Annotated in this window: 15 protein-coding genes, 2 tRNA genes and 1 rRNA gene; 8 read left to right on the forward strand and 10 right to left on the reverse strand. The window is 67.3% G+C overall.

Features of this window, described 5'->3' with window-relative positions:
• Positions 1-240: 240 nt before the first annotated feature.
• The 5 genes from ACZ5PO_RS11600 to ACZ5PO_RS11620 form a co-directional block, all read right to left on the reverse strand.
• A tRNA-Ala gene (locus ACZ5PO_RS11600) sits at positions 241-316 on the reverse strand.
• Positions 317-351: 35 nt separating this feature from the next.
• Positions 352-428 (reverse strand) — tRNA-Ile (locus tag ACZ5PO_RS11605).
• A 175-nt stretch (positions 429-603) separates the two neighbouring features.
• A 16S ribosomal RNA gene (locus ACZ5PO_RS11610) occupies positions 604-2,088 on the reverse strand.
• Positions 2,089-2,881: 793 nt separating this feature from the next.
• Positions 2,882-3,271, reverse strand: a complete 390-nt coding sequence (locus ACZ5PO_RS11615) for a hypothetical protein (protein ID WP_464193479.1) — start codon at positions 3,269-3,271, stop codon at positions 2,882-2,884.
• A gap of 39 nt (positions 3,272-3,310) precedes the next feature.
• Positions 3,311-4,018, reverse strand: coding sequence for a helix-turn-helix domain-containing protein (locus ACZ5PO_RS11620; RefSeq protein WP_464193481.1), 708 nt, complete (start codon positions 4,016-4,018; stop codon positions 3,311-3,313).
• Positions 4,019-4,250: 232 nt separating this feature from the next.
• Here ACZ5PO_RS11620 and ACZ5PO_RS11625 point away from each other — a divergent pair, with 232 nt between their 5' ends.
• From ACZ5PO_RS11625 to ACZ5PO_RS11650, 6 genes are read left to right on the forward strand one after another with little or no spacing between them, the layout of a single operon-like run.
• A complete protein-coding gene (locus ACZ5PO_RS11625) occupies positions 4,251-5,516 on the forward strand; it encodes an MFS transporter (protein ID WP_464193483.1) in 1,266 nt (421 codons plus the stop codon).
• A gap of 22 nt (positions 5,517-5,538) precedes the next feature.
• Positions 5,539-9,297: a nitrate reductase subunit alpha gene (locus ACZ5PO_RS11630; protein ID WP_464193485.1), complete on the forward strand. Its 3,759-nt coding sequence runs from the start codon at positions 5,539-5,541 to the stop codon at positions 9,295-9,297.
• Complete coding sequence (gene narH / locus ACZ5PO_RS11635) at positions 9,294-10,826, forward strand: nitrate reductase subunit beta (RefSeq protein WP_464193487.1); 1,533 nt, start codon at positions 9,294-9,296, stop codon at positions 10,824-10,826. The genes ACZ5PO_RS11630 and narH overlap by 4 nt, the downstream gene beginning before the upstream one ends.
• 10 nt (positions 10,827-10,836) lie before the next feature.
• Complete coding sequence (narJ, locus tag ACZ5PO_RS11640; protein WP_464193489.1) at positions 10,837-11,463, forward strand: nitrate reductase molybdenum cofactor assembly chaperone; 627 nt, start codon at positions 10,837-10,839, stop codon at positions 11,461-11,463.
• Positions 11,464-11,488: 25 nt separating this feature from the next.
• Positions 11,489-12,208: a respiratory nitrate reductase subunit gamma gene (narI, locus tag ACZ5PO_RS11645; protein WP_464193491.1), complete on the forward strand. Its 720-nt coding sequence runs from the start codon at positions 11,489-11,491 to the stop codon at positions 12,206-12,208.
• On the forward strand, positions 12,205-12,921 hold the full coding sequence (locus tag ACZ5PO_RS11650) for a peptidylprolyl isomerase (RefSeq protein ID WP_464193493.1): 717 nt from the start codon (positions 12,205-12,207) through the stop codon (positions 12,919-12,921). The genes narI and ACZ5PO_RS11650 overlap by 4 nt, the downstream gene beginning before the upstream one ends.
• Before the next feature lie 18 nt (positions 12,922-12,939).
• Here the strand turns inward: ACZ5PO_RS11650 and ACZ5PO_RS11655 are convergent, their stop codons facing one another.
• Positions 12,940-13,404 carry an Lrp/AsnC family transcriptional regulator gene (locus ACZ5PO_RS11655; protein ID WP_464193495.1) on the reverse strand — a complete coding sequence of 155 codons (465 nt, stop codon included), beginning with the start codon at positions 13,402-13,404 and terminating at the stop codon, positions 12,940-12,942.
• 128 nt (positions 13,405-13,532) lie between these two features.
• On the opposite strand from ACZ5PO_RS11655, the gene alr reads away from it, so the two are divergent.
• Positions 13,533-14,651: an alanine racemase gene (alr, locus tag ACZ5PO_RS11660; RefSeq protein WP_464193497.1), complete on the forward strand. Its 1,119-nt coding sequence runs from the start codon at positions 13,533-13,535 to the stop codon at positions 14,649-14,651.
• Between the two features lie 40 nt (positions 14,652-14,691).
• Complete coding sequence (locus ACZ5PO_RS11665; protein ID WP_464193499.1) at positions 14,692-15,966, forward strand: D-amino acid dehydrogenase; 1,275 nt, start codon at positions 14,692-14,694, stop codon at positions 15,964-15,966.
• A 121-nt stretch (positions 15,967-16,087) separates the two neighbouring features.
• Here the strand turns inward: ACZ5PO_RS11665 and ACZ5PO_RS11670 are convergent, their stop codons facing one another.
• Genes ACZ5PO_RS11670 through ACZ5PO_RS11685 form a run of 4 tightly spaced genes read right to left on the reverse strand, consistent with a single transcriptional unit; the run spans position 16,088 to position 19,425 of the window.
• Positions 16,088-17,140 carry a branched-chain amino acid ABC transporter permease gene (locus tag ACZ5PO_RS11670; RefSeq protein ID WP_464193501.1) on the reverse strand — a complete coding sequence of 351 codons (1,053 nt, stop codon included), beginning with the start codon at positions 17,138-17,140 and terminating at the stop codon, positions 16,088-16,090.
• On the reverse strand, positions 17,140-18,003 hold the full coding sequence (locus ACZ5PO_RS11675) for a branched-chain amino acid ABC transporter permease (protein ID WP_464193503.1): 864 nt from the start codon (positions 18,001-18,003) through the stop codon (positions 17,140-17,142). The genes ACZ5PO_RS11670 and ACZ5PO_RS11675 overlap by 1 nt, the downstream gene beginning before the upstream one ends.
• A gap of 5 nt (positions 18,004-18,008) precedes the next feature.
• On the reverse strand, positions 18,009-18,713 hold the full coding sequence (locus tag ACZ5PO_RS11680) for an ABC transporter ATP-binding protein (protein WP_464193505.1): 705 nt from the start codon (positions 18,711-18,713) through the stop codon (positions 18,009-18,011).
• Positions 18,706-19,425 (reverse strand): ABC transporter ATP-binding protein, encoded by a 720-nt coding sequence (locus ACZ5PO_RS11685; protein WP_464193507.1) that lies wholly within the window; start codon positions 19,423-19,425, stop codon positions 18,706-18,708. Before ACZ5PO_RS11685 ends, ACZ5PO_RS11680 begins: the two co-directional genes overlap by 8 nt.
• Positions 19,426-19,488 lie beyond the last annotated feature (63 nt).

Raw genomic sequence — 19,488 nt, forward strand, 5'->3', positions numbered from 1 at the left:
ATATGCTTGCCGAACACATCCCGTTTTCGCAAACCTCCTCGCGGACGTTCACGTTGCTGGCGGGCCGTCACACGGCCCTCGGGATGCATTCCCTCTTCACGATGATCAACAACACGCCGGCGCGGCCTCGCCGAATGTCCAAGCGGGACATCCGGGGCTCTCACGCCCAGCGAATCTTGAAACGGATGAACAGCAGGGGAGGGGAGCGGAGTACCGTCCCTTCGATCGAACCAAAAAATCTGGTGGAGCCAGACGGGATCGAACCGACGACCTCATGCTTGCAAAGCACGCGCTCTCCCAACTGAGCTATGGCCCCTGACCGGGGTGAGCCCGAGCTGGCACGCGCATCAATGGTGGGCCTGGGAGGACTTGAACCTCCGACCTCACGCTTATCAAGCGCGCGCTCTAACCAACTGAGCTACAAGCCCGTTGCGCCGAAGCCCGCCGAGCCCCAGGGGCCCGCCGTCTCCGGCACGTGTTCATCCGAGGAAAGAGAAACGAAGACGGCGCTGCCCCGCCTATGGGGTTCTGACGAACCCCTGATGTTTCCAAGATGTCCGATACATCGGGCCAGAATGGCCGTCCGTGAAGGACAATCCTTAGAAAGGAGGTGATCCAGCCGCAGGTTCCCCTACGGCTACCTTGTTACGACTTCACCCCAGTCGCTGACCCTACCGTGGTCGCCTGCCTCCTTGCGGTTAGCGCGACGCCTTCGGGTAAAGCCAACTCCCATGGTGTGACGGGCGGTGTGTACAAGGCCCGGGAACGTATTCACCGTAGCATGCTGATCTACGATTACTAGCGATTCCACCTTCATGCACCCGAGTTGCAGAGTGCAATCCGAACTGAGACGGTTTTTTGGGATTAGCTCCAGGTCGCCCCTTCGCTGCCCACTGTCACCGCCATTGTAGCACGTGTGTAGCCCAGCCCGTAAGGGCCATGAGGACTTGACGTCATCCCCACCTTCCTCTCGGCTTATCACCGGCAGTCCCCCTAGAGTGCCCAACTGAATGATGGCAACTAAGGGCGAGGGTTGCGCTCGTTGCGGGACTTAACCCAACATCTCACGACACGAGCTGACGACAGCCATGCAGCACCTGTGTTCTCGCCAGCCGAACTGAAGGATACCGTCTCCGGTAACCATACGAGACATGTCAAGAGCTGGTAAGGTTCTGCGCGTTGCTTCGAATTAAACCACATGCTCCACCGCTTGTGCGGGCCCCCGTCAATTCCTTTGAGTTTTAATCTTGCGACCGTACTCCCCAGGCGGGATGCTTAACGCGTTAACTGCGCCACTGAACAGCAAGCTGCCCAACGGCTAGCATCCATCGTTTACGGCGTGGACTACCAGGGTATCTAATCCTGTTTGCTCCCCACGCTTTCGCGCCTCAGCGTCAGAACCGGACCAGTAAGCCGCCTTCGCCACTGGTGTTCTTGCGAATATCTACGAATTTCACCTCTACACTCGCAGTTCCACTTACCTCTTCCGGTCTCAAGACATCCAGTATCAAAGGCTATTCCGAGGTTGAGCCCCGGGCTTTCACCCCTGACTTAAATGTCCGCCTACGCGCCCTTTACGCCCAGTGATTCCGAGCAACGCTTGCCCCCTTCGTATTACCGCGGCTGCTGGCACGAAGTTAGCCGGGGCTTCTTCTGCGGGTACCGTCATTATCGTCCCCGCCGAAAGAGCTTTACAACCCTAAGGCCGTCATCACTCACGCGGCATGGCTGGATCAGGCTTGCGCCCATTGTCCAATATTCCCCACTGCTGCCTCCCGTAGGAGTCTGGGCCGTGTCTCAGTCCCAGTGTGGCTGATCATCCTCTCAGACCAGCTACTGATCGTCGCCTTGGTGAGCCATTACCTCACCAACTAGCTAATCAGACGCGGGCCGATCCTTCAGCGATAAATCTTTCCCCCGAAGGGCGTATCCGGTATTAGCTCAAGTTTCCCTGAGTTATTCCGAACCAAAGGGTACGTTCCCACGTGTTACTCACCCGTCTGCCACTCCCCCGAAGGGGCGTTCGACTTGCATGTGTTAGGCCTGCCGCCAGCGTTCGCTCTGAGCCAGGATCAAACTCTCAGATTGGATGAGAATTTGTCTCGGCTTGGTCTCTACGCGAATTGACGGAGCCTCAACATCCAATCCCCATCAACGCCTCGCGACGCCAATAAAGATCAATGTGAGCTCCGAAACGTAGTACCGCCGATATCCTTCTCGACAACCTAAACCCATGGACCCGAGGGTCATGCGCCAGGCCGTCCGCAAGGACAACGCCGTCTACGCTTCTCTTTCCGATTCAATTGTCAAACAGCCTTCATCGAACAATGCAAAAAGCACCCGCCGATGAAAAATCCCTTCACACCGAAAACAGGCCTTAGCCCCGATCCGTATCGGGCCCAGACCCTCATTCTGCGGCGGAAGAGCAAACAACCCGCGGTCAACGCAGGCCGTCGATGAGCTGCTTATATGGAGGACCGCCGTTCGCTGTCAACAGTGACGGCAAAGTTTTTGTCGCCGACCGGAGTCGGCGGCGCGTCGGCGGGCCAAACAAGCCGCCGGTTCGATCGCCGTCAGCGCCCTCGCCTCATGCTCAAAGTGCCGGCCAGCAAAGGGGGAGCGGGAACGACGGTGACCGTTAACCAAATTGTATCGAAGCGACCTCGGCGGGCGCAGCCATGAGGACGGTGCATGCTCGCGCCGGAGGTGGGCACACGGTCACGGATGCGCTCGCTCAAGATCGAGTTTCGCGAGGCGTGCTGGTTCGTTCCCGGCCAGGGGCATCACCCCTCCAGAAAGCCGGTTGCCCGCGCTGGACGACACGCACGGCCTCGCCGGTCGTCGTTCCGCCGGGCGTGGTTCACGTCTGCCGCCGCACAGCTCAGCGTCGTCCGGTCCGCCAGAGCGTGACATTGTAGATGGCGGCATAGCTGGTCGCGACCGTCAGCGGGACGGCGATCGTCGCGGCGACCTCGGGCGTGCCGCTGATCGTATGGAGGGCCGTCAGCAGGCTCGCGGAGACGAGGCCGGCGACGACGGGCGGGACGAGGAGCGTGGCAAGGCCGCGGAAGCGGCTGGCGAGACCCTCGATGGCCCGCTTCAGGACGAGGGTGATCGAGGCCGAGATCGCGCCCTGGACCAGCCCGGCGTAAAGCGGCGCCGGCATCGGATGGGTCCGGTTGGCGAAGGCCGCCCAGCTGCCCATGGCGAGGAAGGCGAAAGCGACATGGGTGAGGCTGCTGCGCGCCAGGCGGACGACGGGCGTGCTCATGCACCGGACCACGGATGGCGGTGAGATGGAGCAAGCGGCCTAAGCATCCGGTCCGTCGATCAGCGGGTCGGGTCGGCTCAACGCCAGCAGCTTGCTGCGATCGCGAATGCGGATCTCCTGCCCCTCCACATGGATCATGTCGCGCTGCAGCGTGGAGAGGATGCGGGAGAAGCTCTCGCGTGTCATGCCGAGTTGCGAGGCGATCAGGCCCTTTTCGTAGGGCAGGACGATGTCGCCGGTGTCGCCCTGGCGCCGGGCGAGGGCCAGAAGGTAGGCCGCGACCCGCTGGGGGCCGGGCCGCAGCTTCAGCGTCTTGATCTGCCGGACCATGGCCCGGAACTGTTCGGCCAGGCAGCCGACGAGCGCCAGGGCGAGCGACGGTTCGGTGGTCATGAGCTGGCGGAAGACGTCGGCCTTGATCATCAGGATGCGGGCATCCTCGATGCATCGCGCGCTCATCAGATAGGGCGCGCCGGAGACGACGGCCGCAGGGAGAAGAACGCCCGGGGCCTCGACCGTGTCGATCACCATCTCCTGCCCCTGCGCCGAGTGGCCGAGCAGGTGCACCGCCCCCTCCAGGACGACCGCGAGGAAGTTGGGCTCGGCTCCCTGCTCGAACAGAACGAGGCCGCGCGGCGCCTGTTGAATGACGGATGCGTCGCACAGCGCCCGCGCGCCGTCGGCCGAGAGCCCCGAGAACATCGGCAGGCGGGTGATCATATCGCTCTGGGTGGGGTCCATCGCCATAGGCCTATCACGGTTGGAGTCCGCCGCAGCCATTTGATGTTTGTCAAATCGTCATTTGACTTGTATCAAATTGGAATAATTCGAGTTGATGCAGATTGCCGCTCGAAGCGATGGAGGCTGCGGCTGAGGCAGGCGAATGGGCGGACCGACGAGGCCGGATGGCCCGCCGCCCCATTTCCGACGCCATGACCGTGGAGACCTCATCGACCGGCCGGTGGATACCGAGGCAACCATGCCGAAGTCCCGAAGCGTCGCCGTGCTGCTCGTCACCACCTGGGCCTTCACCGCCTGCTTCGCGGTGTGGACCATGTTCGGCGTGACGGGGATCCCGATCCGGGCCCAGCTCAATCTGGACTCGACCCAGTTCGGCCTCCTCACGGCCACCCCGATCCTGACCGGGGCGCTGTTCCGCCTGCCGCTGGGCATCTGGACGGACCGGTTCGGCGGCCGGATCATCATGCTGCTGCTGCTGGTCGGCTGCGCCGTCCCGCTCTGGATCTCGTCCTACGCCACGGCGCTCTGGCAGTTCCTGCTGCTCGGCCTGGCGCTGGGCCTCGTCGGCGCCTCCTTCTCCGTCGGCACGCCCTATGTGGCGCGCTTCTTCCCGAAGGAGAGCCGCGGCTTCGCCATGGGCTTCTTCGGCGCCGGCACGGTGGGCGCGGCGCTGAACATGTTCGTGGCGCCGGTGCTGGTGGGCAGCTACGGCTGGGAAGTCGTGCCCAAGGTCTATGCGGTGGCCCTGCTGGTGACGGCGGTCCTGTTCTGGCTGTTCTCGGCGCCGGATCCCGGCGTCGCCGCGGGTAGCGGTCCGGCGCCGTCGATGATGCACCAGCTCCGGGTCCTGCGCGATCCGCGCGTCTGGAAATATTGCCAGTACTATTCCATCGTCTTCGGCGGCTTCACGGCCCTGTCGATCTGGGCGCCGCAATATTTCAAGAACGAGTACGGCTTCTCGATCGCCCAGGCGTCGCTGCTCGCGGCCTGCTTCTCCCTGCCCGGCGGCGCCTTCCGCGCCGTCGGCGGATGGCTGTCGGACCGGTTCGGCGCCCACAGCGTCACCTGGTGGGTGCTGTGGGCAGCCTGGATCGCCCTGTTCCTGCTGTCCTATCCGCGCACCGATCTGATCGTGCACACGGTCAACGGGCCGGTCAGCTTCGGCATCGCGCTGCCGCCCTGGCTGTTCACCGCGCTCCTGATGGTGCTCGGCGTCGCCTTCGCCTGCGGCATGGCGTCGACCTTCAAGTATATCGCCGACGACTTTCCGGACAACATGGGGGCCGTCTCGGGCATCGTCGGCATGGCCGGCGGCCTCGGCGGCTTCCTGCTGCCGATCATGTTCGGCGCTCTGCTCGACCGGCTCGGCGTGAACTCGAGCTGCTTCATGCTGCTCTACGGCATCGTCTGGGTCTCGCTGATCCTGAACTACCTCACGGAGGTCCGCCGCACGCCGGTGATGGGCCCGCTCGCGCCCCAGGCGATCGTCGAGCCGTCGCGCTGAGCTTGCGAAAAGGGGTGGCCGCATGAGCCATTTTCTGGAGCGTCTGACGTATCTCTCCCGCCGTCGGGAGCCTTTCGCCGACGGCCACGGCGAGCTGCGCGACGAGGACCGCATGTGGGAGGAGGGCTACCGGCAGCGCTGGCAGCACGACAAGATCGTCCGCTCCACCCATGGCGTGAACTGCACCGGCTCCTGCTCCTGGAAGATCTACGTCAAGAGCGGCGTCGTCACCTGGGAGACGCAGCAGACCGATTATCCGCGCACCCGGCCGGGCATGCCGAACCACGAGCCGCGCGGCTGCTCGCGTGGCGCCTCCTACAGCTGGTACCTCTACAGCGCCAGCCGCATCAAATATCCGCTGGTGCGCGGCCGCCTGGTCGAGGCCTGGCGCGAGGCGCGCAAGACGCTCGGGCCGGTCGAGGCGTGGGCGGCGATCGCAGGCAATCCCGACACCGCCAAGTCCTACAAGGCGGTCAGGGGGCGGGGCGGCTTCGTCCGCGTCGCCTGGGACGAGGCCACCGAGATCATCGCCGCCGCCAACGTCCACACGATCAGGACTTTTGGGCCCGACCGGGTCATCGGCTTCTCGCCCATCCCGGCCATGTCGATGGTCTCCTACGCCGCCGGCGCCCGCTACCTCAGCCTGATCGGCGGCACGCTGCTCTCCTTCTATGACTGGTACTGCGACCTGCCGCCGTCGAGCCCCCAGACCTGGGGCGAGCAGACCGACGTGCCGGAATCGGCCGACTGGTACAATTCGGCCTACATCATCGCCTGGGGCTCGAACGTGCCGCAGACGCGCACGCCTGACGCCCATTTCTTCGTCGAGGCGCGCTACAACGGCACGAAGGTGGTGGCCGTCACCCCCGACTATGCCGAGGTCGCCAAGCTTTCCGACCTGTGGCTGCACCCCAAGCAGGGCACGGACGCGGCGCTCGCCATGGCCCTGGGCCATGTCATCCTGCGCGAGTTCTTCATCGACCGGCAGGTTCCCTATTTCCAGGACTATTGCCGCCGCTACACGGATCTGCCGATGCTGGTGCGGCTGCGCCGCGACGGTGAGCGCTTCGTGCCGGAACGCTACCTGCGCCAGAGCGATCTGCCCGGGGCGCCGGCGTCGGCGCGTGCCGCCTGGAAGACGGTGGCGGTGGCCGAGGGCGGCGATGCGCTGGTGATCCCGCAGGGATCCATCGGCTTTCGCTGGCCGCAGGAGGGGGAGCCGGCCGGGCGCTGGAACCTCGAGGGCAAGGACGGTGAGACGGGCGGCGACGTCAAGCTGGAGCTGAGCCTGATCGACCGGCGCGACGCCGTGGCCGCCGTCGCCTTTCCTTATTTCGGCGGTCAGCCGCACGCGCATTTCGCCGGCAACGACCAGGGCGACGGCGTGCTCATGCGCAACGTCCCGGTCCGCACGCTGAAGCTCGCCGACGGCGAGACTTACGTCGCCACCGTCTTCGACCTGCTCTGCGCCAACTACGGGATCGACCGCGGGCTCGGCGGCGCCTGCGCTGCGAATTTCGGCGACGACGTGCCCTATACGCCCGCCTGGCAGGAGGCGATCACCGGGGTGGCCGCCGACAAGGCGATCGCCGTCGCTCGCGGCTTCGCTGAGACCGCCGAGAAGACCAGGGGCCGCGCCATGGTGATCATCGGCGCCGGCATGAACCACTGGTACCACCAGGACATGGGCTACCGCTCGATCATCAACATGCTGATGATGTGCGGCACCGTCGGCGTCTCCGGCGGCGGCTGGGCCCACTACGTCGGCCAGGAGAAGCTCCGGCCGCAGACCGGCTGGACCATGCTCGCCTTCGCGCTCGACTGGGCGCGGCCGCCGCGGCACATGAACGGCACCTCGTTCTTCTATGCCCACAGCGACCAGTGGCGCTACGAGAAGCTCGACGTCACCGAGCTGCTGTCGCCATTGGCGGATCCCACGCCCTACCGCGGCAGCATGATCGACCTCAACGTCAAGGCCGAGCGCATGGGCTGGTTGCCCTCGGCGCCCCAGCTCGCCGTCAACCCCCTGACCATCGCCACCGAGGCCGACCGTGCGGGCGTCGGCGTCAAGGAGCACGTGGTCGCCGGGCTCAAGTCCGGTGCGCTCACCATGGCCTGCGAGGACCCGGACAGTCCCGCGAACTTCCCGCGCAACCTGTTCATCTGGCGCTCCAACCTGTTCGGCTCGTCCGGCAAGGGCCACGAATATTTCCTGCGCCATTTCCTCGGCACGCGGCACGGCCTCCAGGGCAAGGACCTGGGCGAAGCGGGCGGCGCCAAGCCGCTGGACGTCGCCTGGCGCGATCCGGCGCCGGAGGGCAAGCTCGATCTCGTCGTGACGCTCGACTTCCGCATGTCGACGAGCTGCCTCTACTCCGACGTCGTGCTGCCGACGGCCACCTGGTACGAGAAGAACGACCTCAACACCTCCGACATGCACCCCTTCATCCATCCGCTGTCCACGGCGGTGGACCCGGTGTGGGAGGCCCGCAGCGACTGGGAGACCTACAAGGGGATCGCCCGCCGCTTCGCCGAGCTCGCTCCGGGCCATCTCGGCGTCGAACGCGACGTGGTGCTCGTCCCCATCCAGCACGACAGCGCCGCCGAGCTCGCCCAGCCCTTCGACGTGAAGGACTGGCGGCACGGGGAGTGCGAGCTCGTCCCCGGCGTCACCGCGCCGCAGATCATGGTGGTGGAGCGCGACTACCCCAACACCTACCGCCGCTTCACGGCGCTGGGGCCGCTGGCGGACAAGCTCGGCAACGGCGGCAAGGGCATCGCCTGGAACACCGAAGACGAGGTCAGGGGCCTGGGCGCGCTGAACTATCGCGTGGAGGAGCCGGGGCCGACGGCGGGGCGACCGCGCATCGAGACCGACATTGATGCGGCTGAGGTGATCCTCTACCTCGCGCCGGAGACCAACGGCCAAGTCGCCGTCAAGGCCTGGGAGGCGCTCGGCAAGGTGACCGGGCGCGACCACCGGCATCTGGCCCTGATGCGCGAGGACGAGAAGATCCGCTTCCGCGACATCCAGGCCCAGCCGCGCAAGATCATCTCGTCGCCGACCTGGTCGGGCATCGAGAGCGAGCACGTCAGCTACACGGCTGGCTACACCAACGTGAACGAGCTGATCCCCTGGCGGACCCTGACCGGCCGACAGCAGTTCTATCAGGACCACCGCTGGTTCCGCGATTTCGGGGAGAGTTTTGCCGTCTACAGACCGCCGATCGACACGCGCTCGGTCGCCGAGATGATGGGCACGCGCCCCAACGGCGAGACGGAGATCGCGCTCAACTTCATCACGCCCCACCAGAAGTGGGGCATCCATTCCACCTATACCGACAACCTGCTGATGCTGACCTTGTCGCGCGGCGGCCCGATCGTCTGGCTCTCCGAGGCCGACGCCAAGTCCGCCGGCATCGTCGACAACGACTGGATCGAGCTGTTCAACCTCAACGGCGCCATCGCCGCGCGCGCGGTGGTCAGCCAGCGGATCAAGCCCGGCATGTGCATGATGTACCATGCGCAGGAGAAGATCGTGAACGTGCCGGGCTCGGAGATCACCGGCCTGCGCGGCGGCATCCACAATTCGGTGACGCGGACGGTGCTGAAGCCGACGCACATGGTCGGCGGCTACGCCCAGCTCTCCTACGGCTTCAACTACTACGGCACCGTGGGATCCAACCGCGACGAATTCGTCATCGTCCGCAAGCTCAGCCGGATCGACTGGCTCGACCACTCGAACCCCGTCGATCCCGTGTCCAGGGGAGCCGTCGCATGAAGATCCGTGCTCAAGTCGCCATGGTGCTCAACCTCGACAAGTGCATCGGCTGCCATACCTGCTCGGTCACCTGCAAGCAGGTGTGGACCTCGCGCCAGGGCATGGAATACGCCTGGTTCAACAACGTCGAGACCAAGCCCGGCATCGGCTATCCCAAGGACTGGGAGAACCAGACTCGCTGGAAGGGCGGCTGGGAGCGCAAGCGGAGCGGGCGGATCGTCCCCAAGCAGGGCGGCCGCCTGGCCGTGCTGGCGAAGATCTTCGCCAATCCCCACCTGCCCGAGATCGACGATTACTACGAGCCGTTCACCTACGACTACGCGCATCTGCAGACGGCGCCGGAGCTGCCGACGGCGCCGGTGGCGCGGCCGCTGTCGCTCGTCACCGGACGGCCCATGGACAAGATCGAGTGGGGCCCGAACTGGGAGGAGATCCTCGGCGGCGAGTTCGACAAGCGCTCGCAGGACTACAATTTCGAGGCCGTCCAGAAGGACATCTACGGCCAGTTCGAAAACACCTTCATGATGTACCTGCCGCGGCTGTGCGAGCACTGTCTCAATCCCAGCTGCGTCGCCTCCTGCCCGTCCGGCTCGATCTACAAGCGCGAGGAGGACGGCATCGTCCTCGTCGACCAGGACAAGTGCCGGGGCTGGCGCATGTGCGTCTCGGGCTGCCCCTACAAGAAGATCTACTACAACTGGACCTCGGGGAAGGCCGAGAAGTGCATCTTCTGCTATCCGCGCATCGAGGCGGGGCAGCCGACGGTATGCTCGGAGACCTGCGTCGGCCGCATCCGCTACCTCGGCGTCCTGCTCTATGACGCCGACGGCATCGAGCGCGCCGCCGCGACCGCCGACGAGCAGGACCTCTACGAGGAGCAGCTGAAGCTGTTTCTCGACCCGCACGACCCCGCGGTCGTGGCCCAGGCCCGCGCCGACGGCGTGCCCGATGCCTGGATCGAGGCGGCGAAGGCCTCCCCCACCTACAAGATGGCGGTGGACTGGCGCATCGCCTTCCCGCTCCACCCGGAATACCGCACGCTGCCCATGGTCTGGTACGTGCCGCCGCTGTCGCCGATCCAGTCGCACGCCAATGCCGGTGGCATCGAGAGCGCCGGCGAGATCCCGGACGTGCGCTCGCTGCGCATCCCCGTGCGCTACCTCGCCAACCTGCTGACCGCCGGCGCCGAGCCGCCGATCGTGAGCGCGTTGGAGCGCATGCTCGCCATGCGCGCCTACTACCGGCAGCGCCAGCTCGGCGAGGGCGATGGCCAGGGCGTCCTGGCCCAGGTCGGCCTCACGGTCGCGCAGGTGGAGGAGATGCATCGCTACCTCTCCATCGCCAACTACGAGGACCGCTTCGTCATCCCCACCAGCCACCGCGAGCAGGCCGAGGATGCCTACGGCCTCAAGGGCTCGTGCGGCTTCACCTTCGGCAACGGCTGCGATTTCGGCCCGCCGCATTCGACGCTGTTCGGCGGCAAGATGGGGCGGCGCAAGCTGACGCCCATCCGCCACCTCGACACCTGAGGAGGCGGCCATGCTCCTGTTCCGGGCGCTGAGTGCCCTCCTGTCCTACCCGTCGGCGGAGATGCGCGCGGCGCTGCCCGAGATCGCCGAGGTGATCCGCGCCACGTCGCTCGTCCGCGCCCGCGAGCGGCAGGAGCTGCTGGCGCTGGTGGACGAGCTCGGCCGCGGCGACCTGCTGGCGTGCGAGGCGCGCTACGTCGATCTGTTCGACCGCGGCCGGGCCCTGTCGCTCAACCTGTTCGAGCACCTTCACGGCGACGGCCGCGACCGTGGCGCTGCCATGGTCGACCTCAAGCAGGTCTACGAGCGGGCCGGCTTCGACCTCTCCACCAGCGAGCTGCCGGACTATCTGCCGGTGGTGCTGGAATATCTGAGCTGCCGCGATCTGGGCGAGGCGCAAGCGATGCTGGCCGACTGCGCGCACATCCTGACGTCGATCGGCCGCTCCCTGATCGCCCGGCGCAGCCCCTATGCGGCGGTCGTTCAGGCCCTGCTCGTGATCGCCGGCGAGAAGCCGATCGATGCGGCGGCCATCCCGCCGGTGAAAACGGGCCGGGCGGCGCTCGACGACGACTGGGCGGAGCAGCCGGCCTTCGCCGGTGCGCCGGCGCCGGGCGGGCGGGCCTCCACCCTCTGAGACCCTCTGGAAGGGAGACGCGGTCATGCTGTCGAATGCCTACGTGAACACGCTCCTCTTCGGGGTCTATCCTTACGTCTGCCTTGCCGTGCTGCTGATCGGCAGCCTGCTCCGCTTCGACCGCGAGCCCTACACGTGGAAGAGCGACTCGTCGCAGATGCTGCGCAAGCGGTCGCTGCGACTCGGCTCCAATCTGTTCCACTACGGCGTGATCGTCGTGATCCTCGGCCACTTCGCCGGCTTCCTGGCGCCCCACTGGGCGGTCGACTGGGCGCTCACGCCGGTCGCCCACCAGTTGCTCGCCATGGTGATCGGCGGCATCGCCGGCGTGGTCGCCATCATCGGGCTCACCATCCTGATCGCGCGGCGGCTGGGCGACCCGCGCATCCGGCTCAACAGCCGCAAATGGGATATCGCGGTGGTGCTGATGCTGTGGCTGCAGCTTGCGCTGGGCCTGCTCACGGTGCCGCTGTCCGCCTTCCACATGGACGGCGTCCTGTTCGAGACGCTGACCAGCTACGTGAAGGGCATCGTGACGCTCGACGGCGGGGCCGCGGCGCTGATGGCCGACGTGCCGCTGCCCTACAAGCTGCACGTCCTGCTCGGCTTCACGCTGTTTCTGATCTCGCCGTTCACCCGCATGATCCACATCTGGAGCGGCGTCGGCGCATTGGCCTATCTCATTCGTCCCTATCAGATCGTGCGCACGCCGCACACGCGCGCCAAGGAGCCGGTACGGTCATGAGCGTCTCGGTCAACGGTGTCGACGTCAGCGTCGCGGCGGACGCCAGCCCCGAGCTCGCCGCGGCGCGCGAGCTGCTGCGCCAGCGCGCCCTGACGCTCGGCCTTCTCGACGAGCGGGCCGACGCCGAGGCCACCGACGAGGCGATCGAGGAGCTGCTGGCGCGCGAGGTCACGGTGCCGACGCCGACGGACGAGGAGTGCCGGCGCTACTACGACGCGCATCCGCAGGAGTTCGAGAGCGGCGATCTCGTGCATGCCCGGCACATCCTGTTCCAGGTGACGGCCGCCGTTCCTCTTCACGAGATCCGCGCCCGGGCGGAGCGGACGCTGCACGAGCTGTTGCAGCAGCCCGAGCGCTTCGCCGCTGTGGCGGCGGAATTGTCGAACTGCCCCTCCGGCCAGCATGGCGGCAACCTCGGGCAGATCGGCCGCGGTGATACGGTGCCGGAGTTCGAGGCGGCGCTGTTCCGGCTGGAGCCGCCCGGGCTGCTGCGCGAGCTGGTCAAGACCCGCTACGGCTTCCACATCGTGACGGTCGACCAGCGCATTTTTGGCGACAGGCTGCCGTTCGAGGCGGTCCGCGCCGGGATCGGCCAACGGTTGAGCGCCGTCGTCGAGGAGCAGGCGGTTCGCCAGTATGTCGCCATCCTGGCCGGGCAGGCCGCGATCGACGGGGCCGAGCTCGCAGCAGCGTCGTCGCCCCTCGTGCAGTGAGCCGGCCGTCGCCGCGCCTCAGTCCGCCCCACGCCGGCGCGTGGCGAGGACGTTGCGGATCGAGAAGCTGGAGTGGATGCGCAGGACGCCCGGCAGGGTCGACAGGATGTCGGTGTGGATGCGCTCGAACTCCGCCGCGTTCTCCACCTCGACCCGCAATAGATAATCGGCGCCGCCGGTCATCAGATAGCACTCCCGGATCTCCGGGTGCCTGCGGACGGCCGCCTCGAAGCGCTTGAGGTAATCCTCCGTCTGCCGCTCGAGCGTGATGTTGATGATCACGGCGATCGCCGCCTCGCCGGAGGCGTGGTCGACGAGGGCGGTGTAGCCGCGGATCACGCCGCTGTGCTCCAGCAGGCGGATGCGCCGCAGGCAGGCGGACGGAGAGAGCCCGACCTCCTCCGCCAGCTTGGCGTTGCTCATGCGCGCATTGAGCCGCAGCAGGCGGACGATGTTGCGATCGATGGCATCCAGACCGTGCATGGCAGATTATTCGACGTCCCGGCAGATCGTTGCGTCAAGGCGGCGCGAGTGGAATTTTCGCGATCTCATAGCACGGAGATTGCGCGCTTGTTGCGCTAGGCTTCCACTCATCCTTGATGGGGCGGCGCATGGACGGCTCAGGGTTCGACTTCGTGGGTGACGTTGCGGCGCCCGGCGTGCTGATCATCGATCTCGCAGCGCTTGCCGGCAACTATCGCGCGCTGCGCGAGCGCGTCGCGCCCGCGCAGGCCGGGGCCGTGGTCAAGGCCGATGGTTACGGGCTCGGCGCAGCGCGCGTGGCGCCGGCGCTCTATGGGGCCGGCTGCCGGGATTTCTTCGTCGCCCATCTCGGCGAAGCCCTGGCGCTGAAGCCCGTTCTGGCGGCGGATGCGCGGCTCATCGTGCTCAACGGCCTGCTGCCGGGGGGCGAGGCGGCCTGTGCGGCGGCCGGCGTGGTGCCCGTCCTGAATTCGCTCGAGCAGGTCGCCGCCTGGTCCGCCGCGGCGCGCACCCGCGGCGAGGAGCTTCCGGCGGCGCTTCAGGTCGACACGGGCATGTCGCGGCTCGGCCTCGCCGAGGCGGAGCTCGCGGCGCTCGCCGCCGATCCTGCCCTGTTGCGCGGCATTCGCCTGCTGTTCCTGATCAGCCACCTGGCCTCCGCCGACGAGCCGGAGAGCCCCCAGAACGCCGACCAGCTCGGCGCCTGGCGCCGCGCCGCGGCGGCGTTTCCGGGACTCGCACTTTGCTTCGCCAACTCCGCCGGCATCCTGCTCGGCGAGAATTATCACGGGGCGCTGGCGCGGCCCGGTATTGCGCTCTACGGCGGCGTGCCGACGCCGGCGGCGGCCGGCGTGACGGCGCCGGTGGTGCGTCTGGATGTGCGTGTCATCCAGACGCGCACGGTCCCTGCCGGAACGCGCGTCGGCTACGGCGGCACCCACGTCACCGCGCACGAGACGCGGCTTGCGACCCTGGCGGCCGGCTACGCCGACGGGCTGCCTCGCCATCTGAGCGATCGCGGCGCCGCCTATTGCGGTGCGACGCGCCTGCCGATCGTCGGGCGGGTGTCCATGGACAGCATCACCGTGGACGTGTCGGCGCTGCCGCCGGGAACGCTCGGGCTCGGCAGCCTGGTCGAGATCATCGGCCCGCACCAGACCCTCGACGAGGTCGCCGCGGCCGCCGGAACCATCTCCTACGAAATCCTGACCCGCCTCGGCCGCCGCTACCAGCGGCACTACCGCTGAGGCCGGCACGGGCGCCCTCCAGCACAATCGAACGGGCATCATGAAGATCGTTGTTCTCGGCGCCGGCGTGATCGGCGTCACGTCAGCCTATTACCTGGCCAAGGCCGGCCATGAGGTGACCGTGCTCGACCGCCAGGCGGGCCCGGCGCTGGAGACGAGCTTCGCCAACGCCGGCGAGATCTCGCCGGGCTACGCCTCGCCCTGGGCGGCGCCCGGCATTCCGCTGAAGGCGCTCAAGTGGCTGTTCATGGAGCATGCGCCGCTGATCATCCGGCCGACCGTCGATCCGGCCGCCTGGCGTTGGATGGCCGCCATGCTGCGCAACTGCACCAGCGCGCGCTACGCCGTGAACAAGGGGCGGATGGTCCGCCTCGCCGAATACAGCCGCGACTGCCTGGTGGCGCTGCGGGCGGACACCGGCATCGCCTACGATCATCGCAGCCAGGGCACGCTGCAGCTCTTCCGCACGCAGAAGCAGATCGACGGCGTCGGCAAGGACGTCGAGGTGCTGCGCCGTGACGGGGTGCCGTTCGAGGTGCTCGACGCCGCCGGCTGCATTGCGGCCGAGCCCGGCCTGGCGCCCGTGCGCGGCAAGATCGCCGGCGGCCTGCGCCTGCCCAACGACGAGACCGGGGACTGCTACAAGTTCACCAACGCCCTGCACGGGCTATGCGAGGCGCTGGGCGTCACCTTCCGCTTCGGCGTCGACATTCGCGGCTTGCGGCGGGAGAACGGACGCATCGCGGCCGTGGAGACCGGGGCACAGGCCATCGCGGCCGATGCCTTCGTCGTCGCCCTCGGCAGCTACTCGCCGGCCCTGCTCGCGGGGCTCGGTCTCAGCCTGCCGGTCTACCCGGTGAAGGGCTATTCGATCACCGTTCCGATCGTCGACGAGGCGCGCGCGCCCGTCTCGACGGTGATGGACGAAACCTACAAGATCGCTATCACCCGGCTGGGGGACCGCATCCGGGTCGGCGGCATGGCCGAGATCGCCGGCTTCAAGCTCGACCTGCCGCCGGCCCGCCGCGCCACCCTCGTCCACTCCGTGGAGGACCTGTTCGGCGGCGCCGGCGATCAGGCGCAGGCCACCTTCTGGGCCGGTCTGCGCCCGATGACGCCGGACGGGACGCCGGTGATCGGGCGGGCGGGGTTCGACAACCTCTATCTCAATACCGGCCACGGAACGCTCGGCTGGACCATGGCCTGCGGCTCGGGACGGGTCCTGGCGGATCTGCTCAGCGGCACCCGGCCGGACATCGACACGGCCGATCTGGCGCTCGGCCGCTATGGCGCCGGAGCGGCGACCGCGGCTTAAGAGGGCGGTGCGCCACCGGCGTCGATTCCTCTTGGCCTGCGCCTCCTTTTTCTCGCCGTGACGACGGAAAAGCTTCAGGAAAGTGATGCGCCGGCATCGGGGAGCCGCTGCTGCCGTCGACCTACTCCGCGATGTGGATCCGAGGCTGAACGATCGGGCTCTTGGGCATCGGACCCGGCGCGGACACATGATAGCCGAGCGGGAAGAGTGAAAGGCCGAAGGCGCGGTGCACGAAGCCCCAGAGTCCCTTGGGCGCGCAGAGCATGATGGCGACCGCGGCGGCACCGAGTATCATCAGGTAGATGGTGCCCAGGTCGGCAAGGAATTCGCGCAGGAGGAAATACAGGAGCGTGCCGATGATCGGCCCCTCGATGGTGCCGATGCCGCCGATCACCACGATGAGCAGCACGAAGACGGTCCAGTCGTTGATGCTGAACGCTGCATCGGGCGTGATGCGCAGCTTGGTGATGAAGATGAGCGATCCGACCATGGCGGTGGCGGCCGCGGCGATCACATAGGTGAAGAGCTTGGCCGGCCCGATGCGGATGCCCAGGCTCAAGGCGGCGACCTCGTTGTCGCGGATGGCCGTGAGCGCAAGCCCGATGCGCGAGCGCAGCACCAGGTAGACGAGCCCGATCGCGCCGAGGCAGACCAGCAGCGCGCAGAGGTAGATGAGCATCTCGCGCTCGCTCTTGGAGCCGATCGCCCGCATCGCCTCCGTCGGCAGGCTGAGCCCGGAGCCGCCGCCGAGCGCCCCCACCTGTGCCGCCGTGAGGCGGCAGACCTCGGCCACCACCCACGTGCCGATGGCGAAGTAGGGCCCCTTGAGCCGGAAGACGAGCCACGCGATCGGCAATGCAATCGCGGCTCCGGTCACGCCGGCGACGGGCACCGACCAGAGCGGATTGAGCCCGCCGAAAATGGTGGCCGAGAACAGGATATAGCCGCCCAGCCCCACGTAGGCGTGCTGGCCGATGGAGAGCATGCCGGCGTAGCCGGCGAGCAGGTTCCACAGGCTCGCTAGGGCCAGGAAGAACATGAACTCCGTGATGAGCCGCAGCTCCGCCGGCTTGGCCCACCAGGGCGCCGCGATCAGGCCGAGGACGATCAGAGCCGATACGGCCAGGGCGATGCGGCTGACCCGCGTGGAGCGGGAGATCTCGGTGGGCGGCACTAGTCGATCCTCGGAAACAGGCCGCGCGGGCGCGCCGCAAGGATGAGCAGGAACATGATGTGGCCGGCGAGCAGCTGGTAGCCGGGGTCGATCTGCGCCCCCAATCCCTGGGCCACGCCGAGGACGACGCCACCGGCCAGCGTGCCCCAGAGATTGCCCAGCCCCCCGATGATCACCGCTTCGAAGCCGAAGATGAGGCGCGACGGGCCGAGAAACGGGTCGAAACTGGAGCGGACGGCGAGGAACACGCCGGCTACGGCGACTACGGCGAGCGAGAGGGCCATGGCCCAGGCAAAGACATGCCGGTTCTCGAGCCCCATGAGCTGGGCGGTCTCGCCGTCGTCGGACACGGCGCGGAAGGCCCGGCCGAGGGCCGTCCTGTAGAGCAGGAGCTGCAGGCCGCCGATGATCGCGACGGCCACCAGGAAGGTCAGCAGCGGCATGTAGCCGATCGCGAGGCCTGGCAGCAGGTTGAGGCTTTGCAGCTCGATGGCCCCGGCGTCGAGCCTGCGGCTGTCGGCGCTGAACAGCGCCAGCAGTCCGTTCTGAATGATCAGCGACAGGCCGATGGTGACGACGAGCGGCGAGAGCAGATCGTCGCCGAGGACGCGGTTGAACAGGCCGCGCTGCAGGCCATAGCCCGCCGCGGCCATGATCGGCACGATCAGCGCCAGGCTCGTCAGCGGGTTCAGGCCTGTCGCCGCCACGATGACATAGACCAGGTAGGCGGCGGCGACGATGAGATCGCCATGGGCGATGTTGACGAGGCGCATGACCCCGAAGATCAGGGACAGCCCGGCGGCAAACAGCGCATAGAGGCCGCCGATCAGCACGCCCTGCACGATGGCGTTGAGCCATTCCATGGCGCTCAGGTCCCGAAATAGGCGGCCGAGATCTCGGCATGGCTGAAGGCGGACGAGGGGCCGGCGAGCGAGATCTGTCCCTCGAGCATGCAGGTGCAGCGTTGCGACACCGCGAGAGCGCGCGTCACATCCTGCTCGACGAGGATGGTGGCGAGCCCCTCGCCCAGAAACTCGGGCATCATGGCGTAGATGTCCTTGATGACGGCGGGAGCGAGGCCGAGGCTCAGCTCGTCCAGGAGAAGCAGCTCCGGGTTCGACATCAGCGCTCGCCCGATGGCGACCATCTGCTGCTGGCCGCCGGACAGCTGGGTCGCCGGTTGCCGGCGCCTGTCGCGTAGCGCGGGGAAGATCGACAGGACCCGTTCGAGCGTCCAGGGCCCCGGGCGGCGCACGTGGCCCCCCAGAACCAGGTTCTCCTCGACGGAGAGCGACCGGAACAGGCGGCGCCCCTCCGGCACCATGGCGACGCCGAGCGCCGTGATGCGCGCCGGGCTCAAGCCGCCGAGGCGCCGGCCCTTGAAGCGGATGTCGCCATGGCGCGGCGGCACGAGCCCGCAGATGGCCTTGAACAGGGTGCTCTTGCCCGCGCCGTTGGCGCCGATGAGGGCCATGAGCTCGCCCCGGCCGAGCGAGAGATCGAGGCCGTGAATCACCTGCGCGCTGTCGTAGAAGACGCTCAGATCGCGGATCTCCAGCAGGGGGTCAGCCAATGGCGTCCTCCCCCATGTAGATCGACCTGACCGTGTGGCTGGCCATCACGGCGTGAGGTTCCCCCTCGATGACCTTGCGGCCGAAGTCGATCACGACGAGGCGCCTGGCCACCGCCAGCAGGGCGTGGACCACATGCTCGATCCAGATGATCGTGAGGCCCGCCGCATGCACGTCCCGCACCGTCGCCAGCAGCGCGTCGCACTCGCTGTCGGTCAGGCCGCCGGCGATCTCGTCCAGTAGCAGCAGCTTGGGATCGGCGGCCAGCGCCCGGGCCAGCTCCAGCCGCTTGCGGTCGAGCAGTGTCAAGGCGCCGGCCCGCTGGTTGGCCCGGCTCGCCATGCCGGTCCGCCGGAGCGCTTCGAGCGCACGCCCTTCCGGGTCGCCCCGGCCATGCCCGAAGGTTGCGCCGACGAGAATGTTCTCGAACACGCTCATGCCCGCGAACGGCTGCGGCACCTGGAACGAACGGGCGATGCCGAGGCGACATCGCTGCGAGGCGTCGAGAGCCGTCACGTCGCGCCCGTCGAAGATGATACTGCCCGAGCCGGGGCACACCGTCCCGGTGACGAGGTTGAAGAGGGTCGTCTTGCCGGCGCCGTTCGGTCCCAGGATGCCCGTCAGCTCGCCGGGCTGAACATCGAGCGACAGGTCATTGGTGACGGCCAGCGCGCCGTACGCCTTGTTGAGATTCCGAAGCTTCAGAAGGGTCATGGCGGCCCCGGCGACGGGAAGCGGGCAGGAACGCGCTCCGCGCGAAAGTCGTTTGCGATTGAA

Source organism: Chelatococcus sp. KU-N122 (assembly GCF_055391085.1).

Coding starts and splice junctions, on each gene's coding strand:
- narH (WP_464193487.1), top strand. CDS start 9,294: ATGAAGATCCGTGCTCAAGTCGCCATGGTGCTCAACCTCGACAAGTGC.
- ACZ5PO_RS11615 (WP_464193479.1), bottom strand. CDS start 3,271: ATGAGCACGCCCGTCGTCCGCCTGGCGCGCAGCAGCCTCACCCATGTC.
- ACZ5PO_RS11675 (WP_464193503.1), bottom strand. CDS start 18,003: ATGGAATGGCTCAACGCCATCGTGCAGGGCGTGCTGATCGGCGGCCTC.
- ACZ5PO_RS11650 (WP_464193493.1), top strand. CDS start 12,205: ATGAGCGTCTCGGTCAACGGTGTCGACGTCAGCGTCGCGGCGGACGCC.
- narI (WP_464193491.1), top strand. CDS start 11,489: ATGCTGTCGAATGCCTACGTGAACACGCTCCTCTTCGGGGTCTATCCT.
- ACZ5PO_RS11625 (WP_464193483.1), top strand. CDS start 4,251: ATGCCGAAGTCCCGAAGCGTCGCCGTGCTGCTCGTCACCACCTGGGCC.
- ACZ5PO_RS11655 (WP_464193495.1), bottom strand. CDS start 13,404: ATGCACGGTCTGGATGCCATCGATCGCAACATCGTCCGCCTGCTGCGG.
- ACZ5PO_RS11665 (WP_464193499.1), top strand. CDS start 14,692: ATGAAGATCGTTGTTCTCGGCGCCGGCGTGATCGGCGTCACGTCAGCC.
- ACZ5PO_RS11630 (WP_464193485.1), top strand. CDS start 5,539: ATGAGCCATTTTCTGGAGCGTCTGACGTATCTCTCCCGCCGTCGGGAG.
- narJ (WP_464193489.1), top strand. CDS start 10,837: ATGCTCCTGTTCCGGGCGCTGAGTGCCCTCCTGTCCTACCCGTCGGCG.
- alr (WP_464193497.1), top strand. CDS start 13,533: ATGGACGGCTCAGGGTTCGACTTCGTGGGTGACGTTGCGGCGCCCGGC.
- ACZ5PO_RS11620 (WP_464193481.1), bottom strand. CDS start 4,018: ATGGCGATGGACCCCACCCAGAGCGATATGATCACCCGCCTGCCGATG.
- ACZ5PO_RS11685 (WP_464193507.1), bottom strand. CDS start 19,425: ATGACCCTTCTGAAGCTTCGGAATCTCAACAAGGCGTACGGCGCGCTG.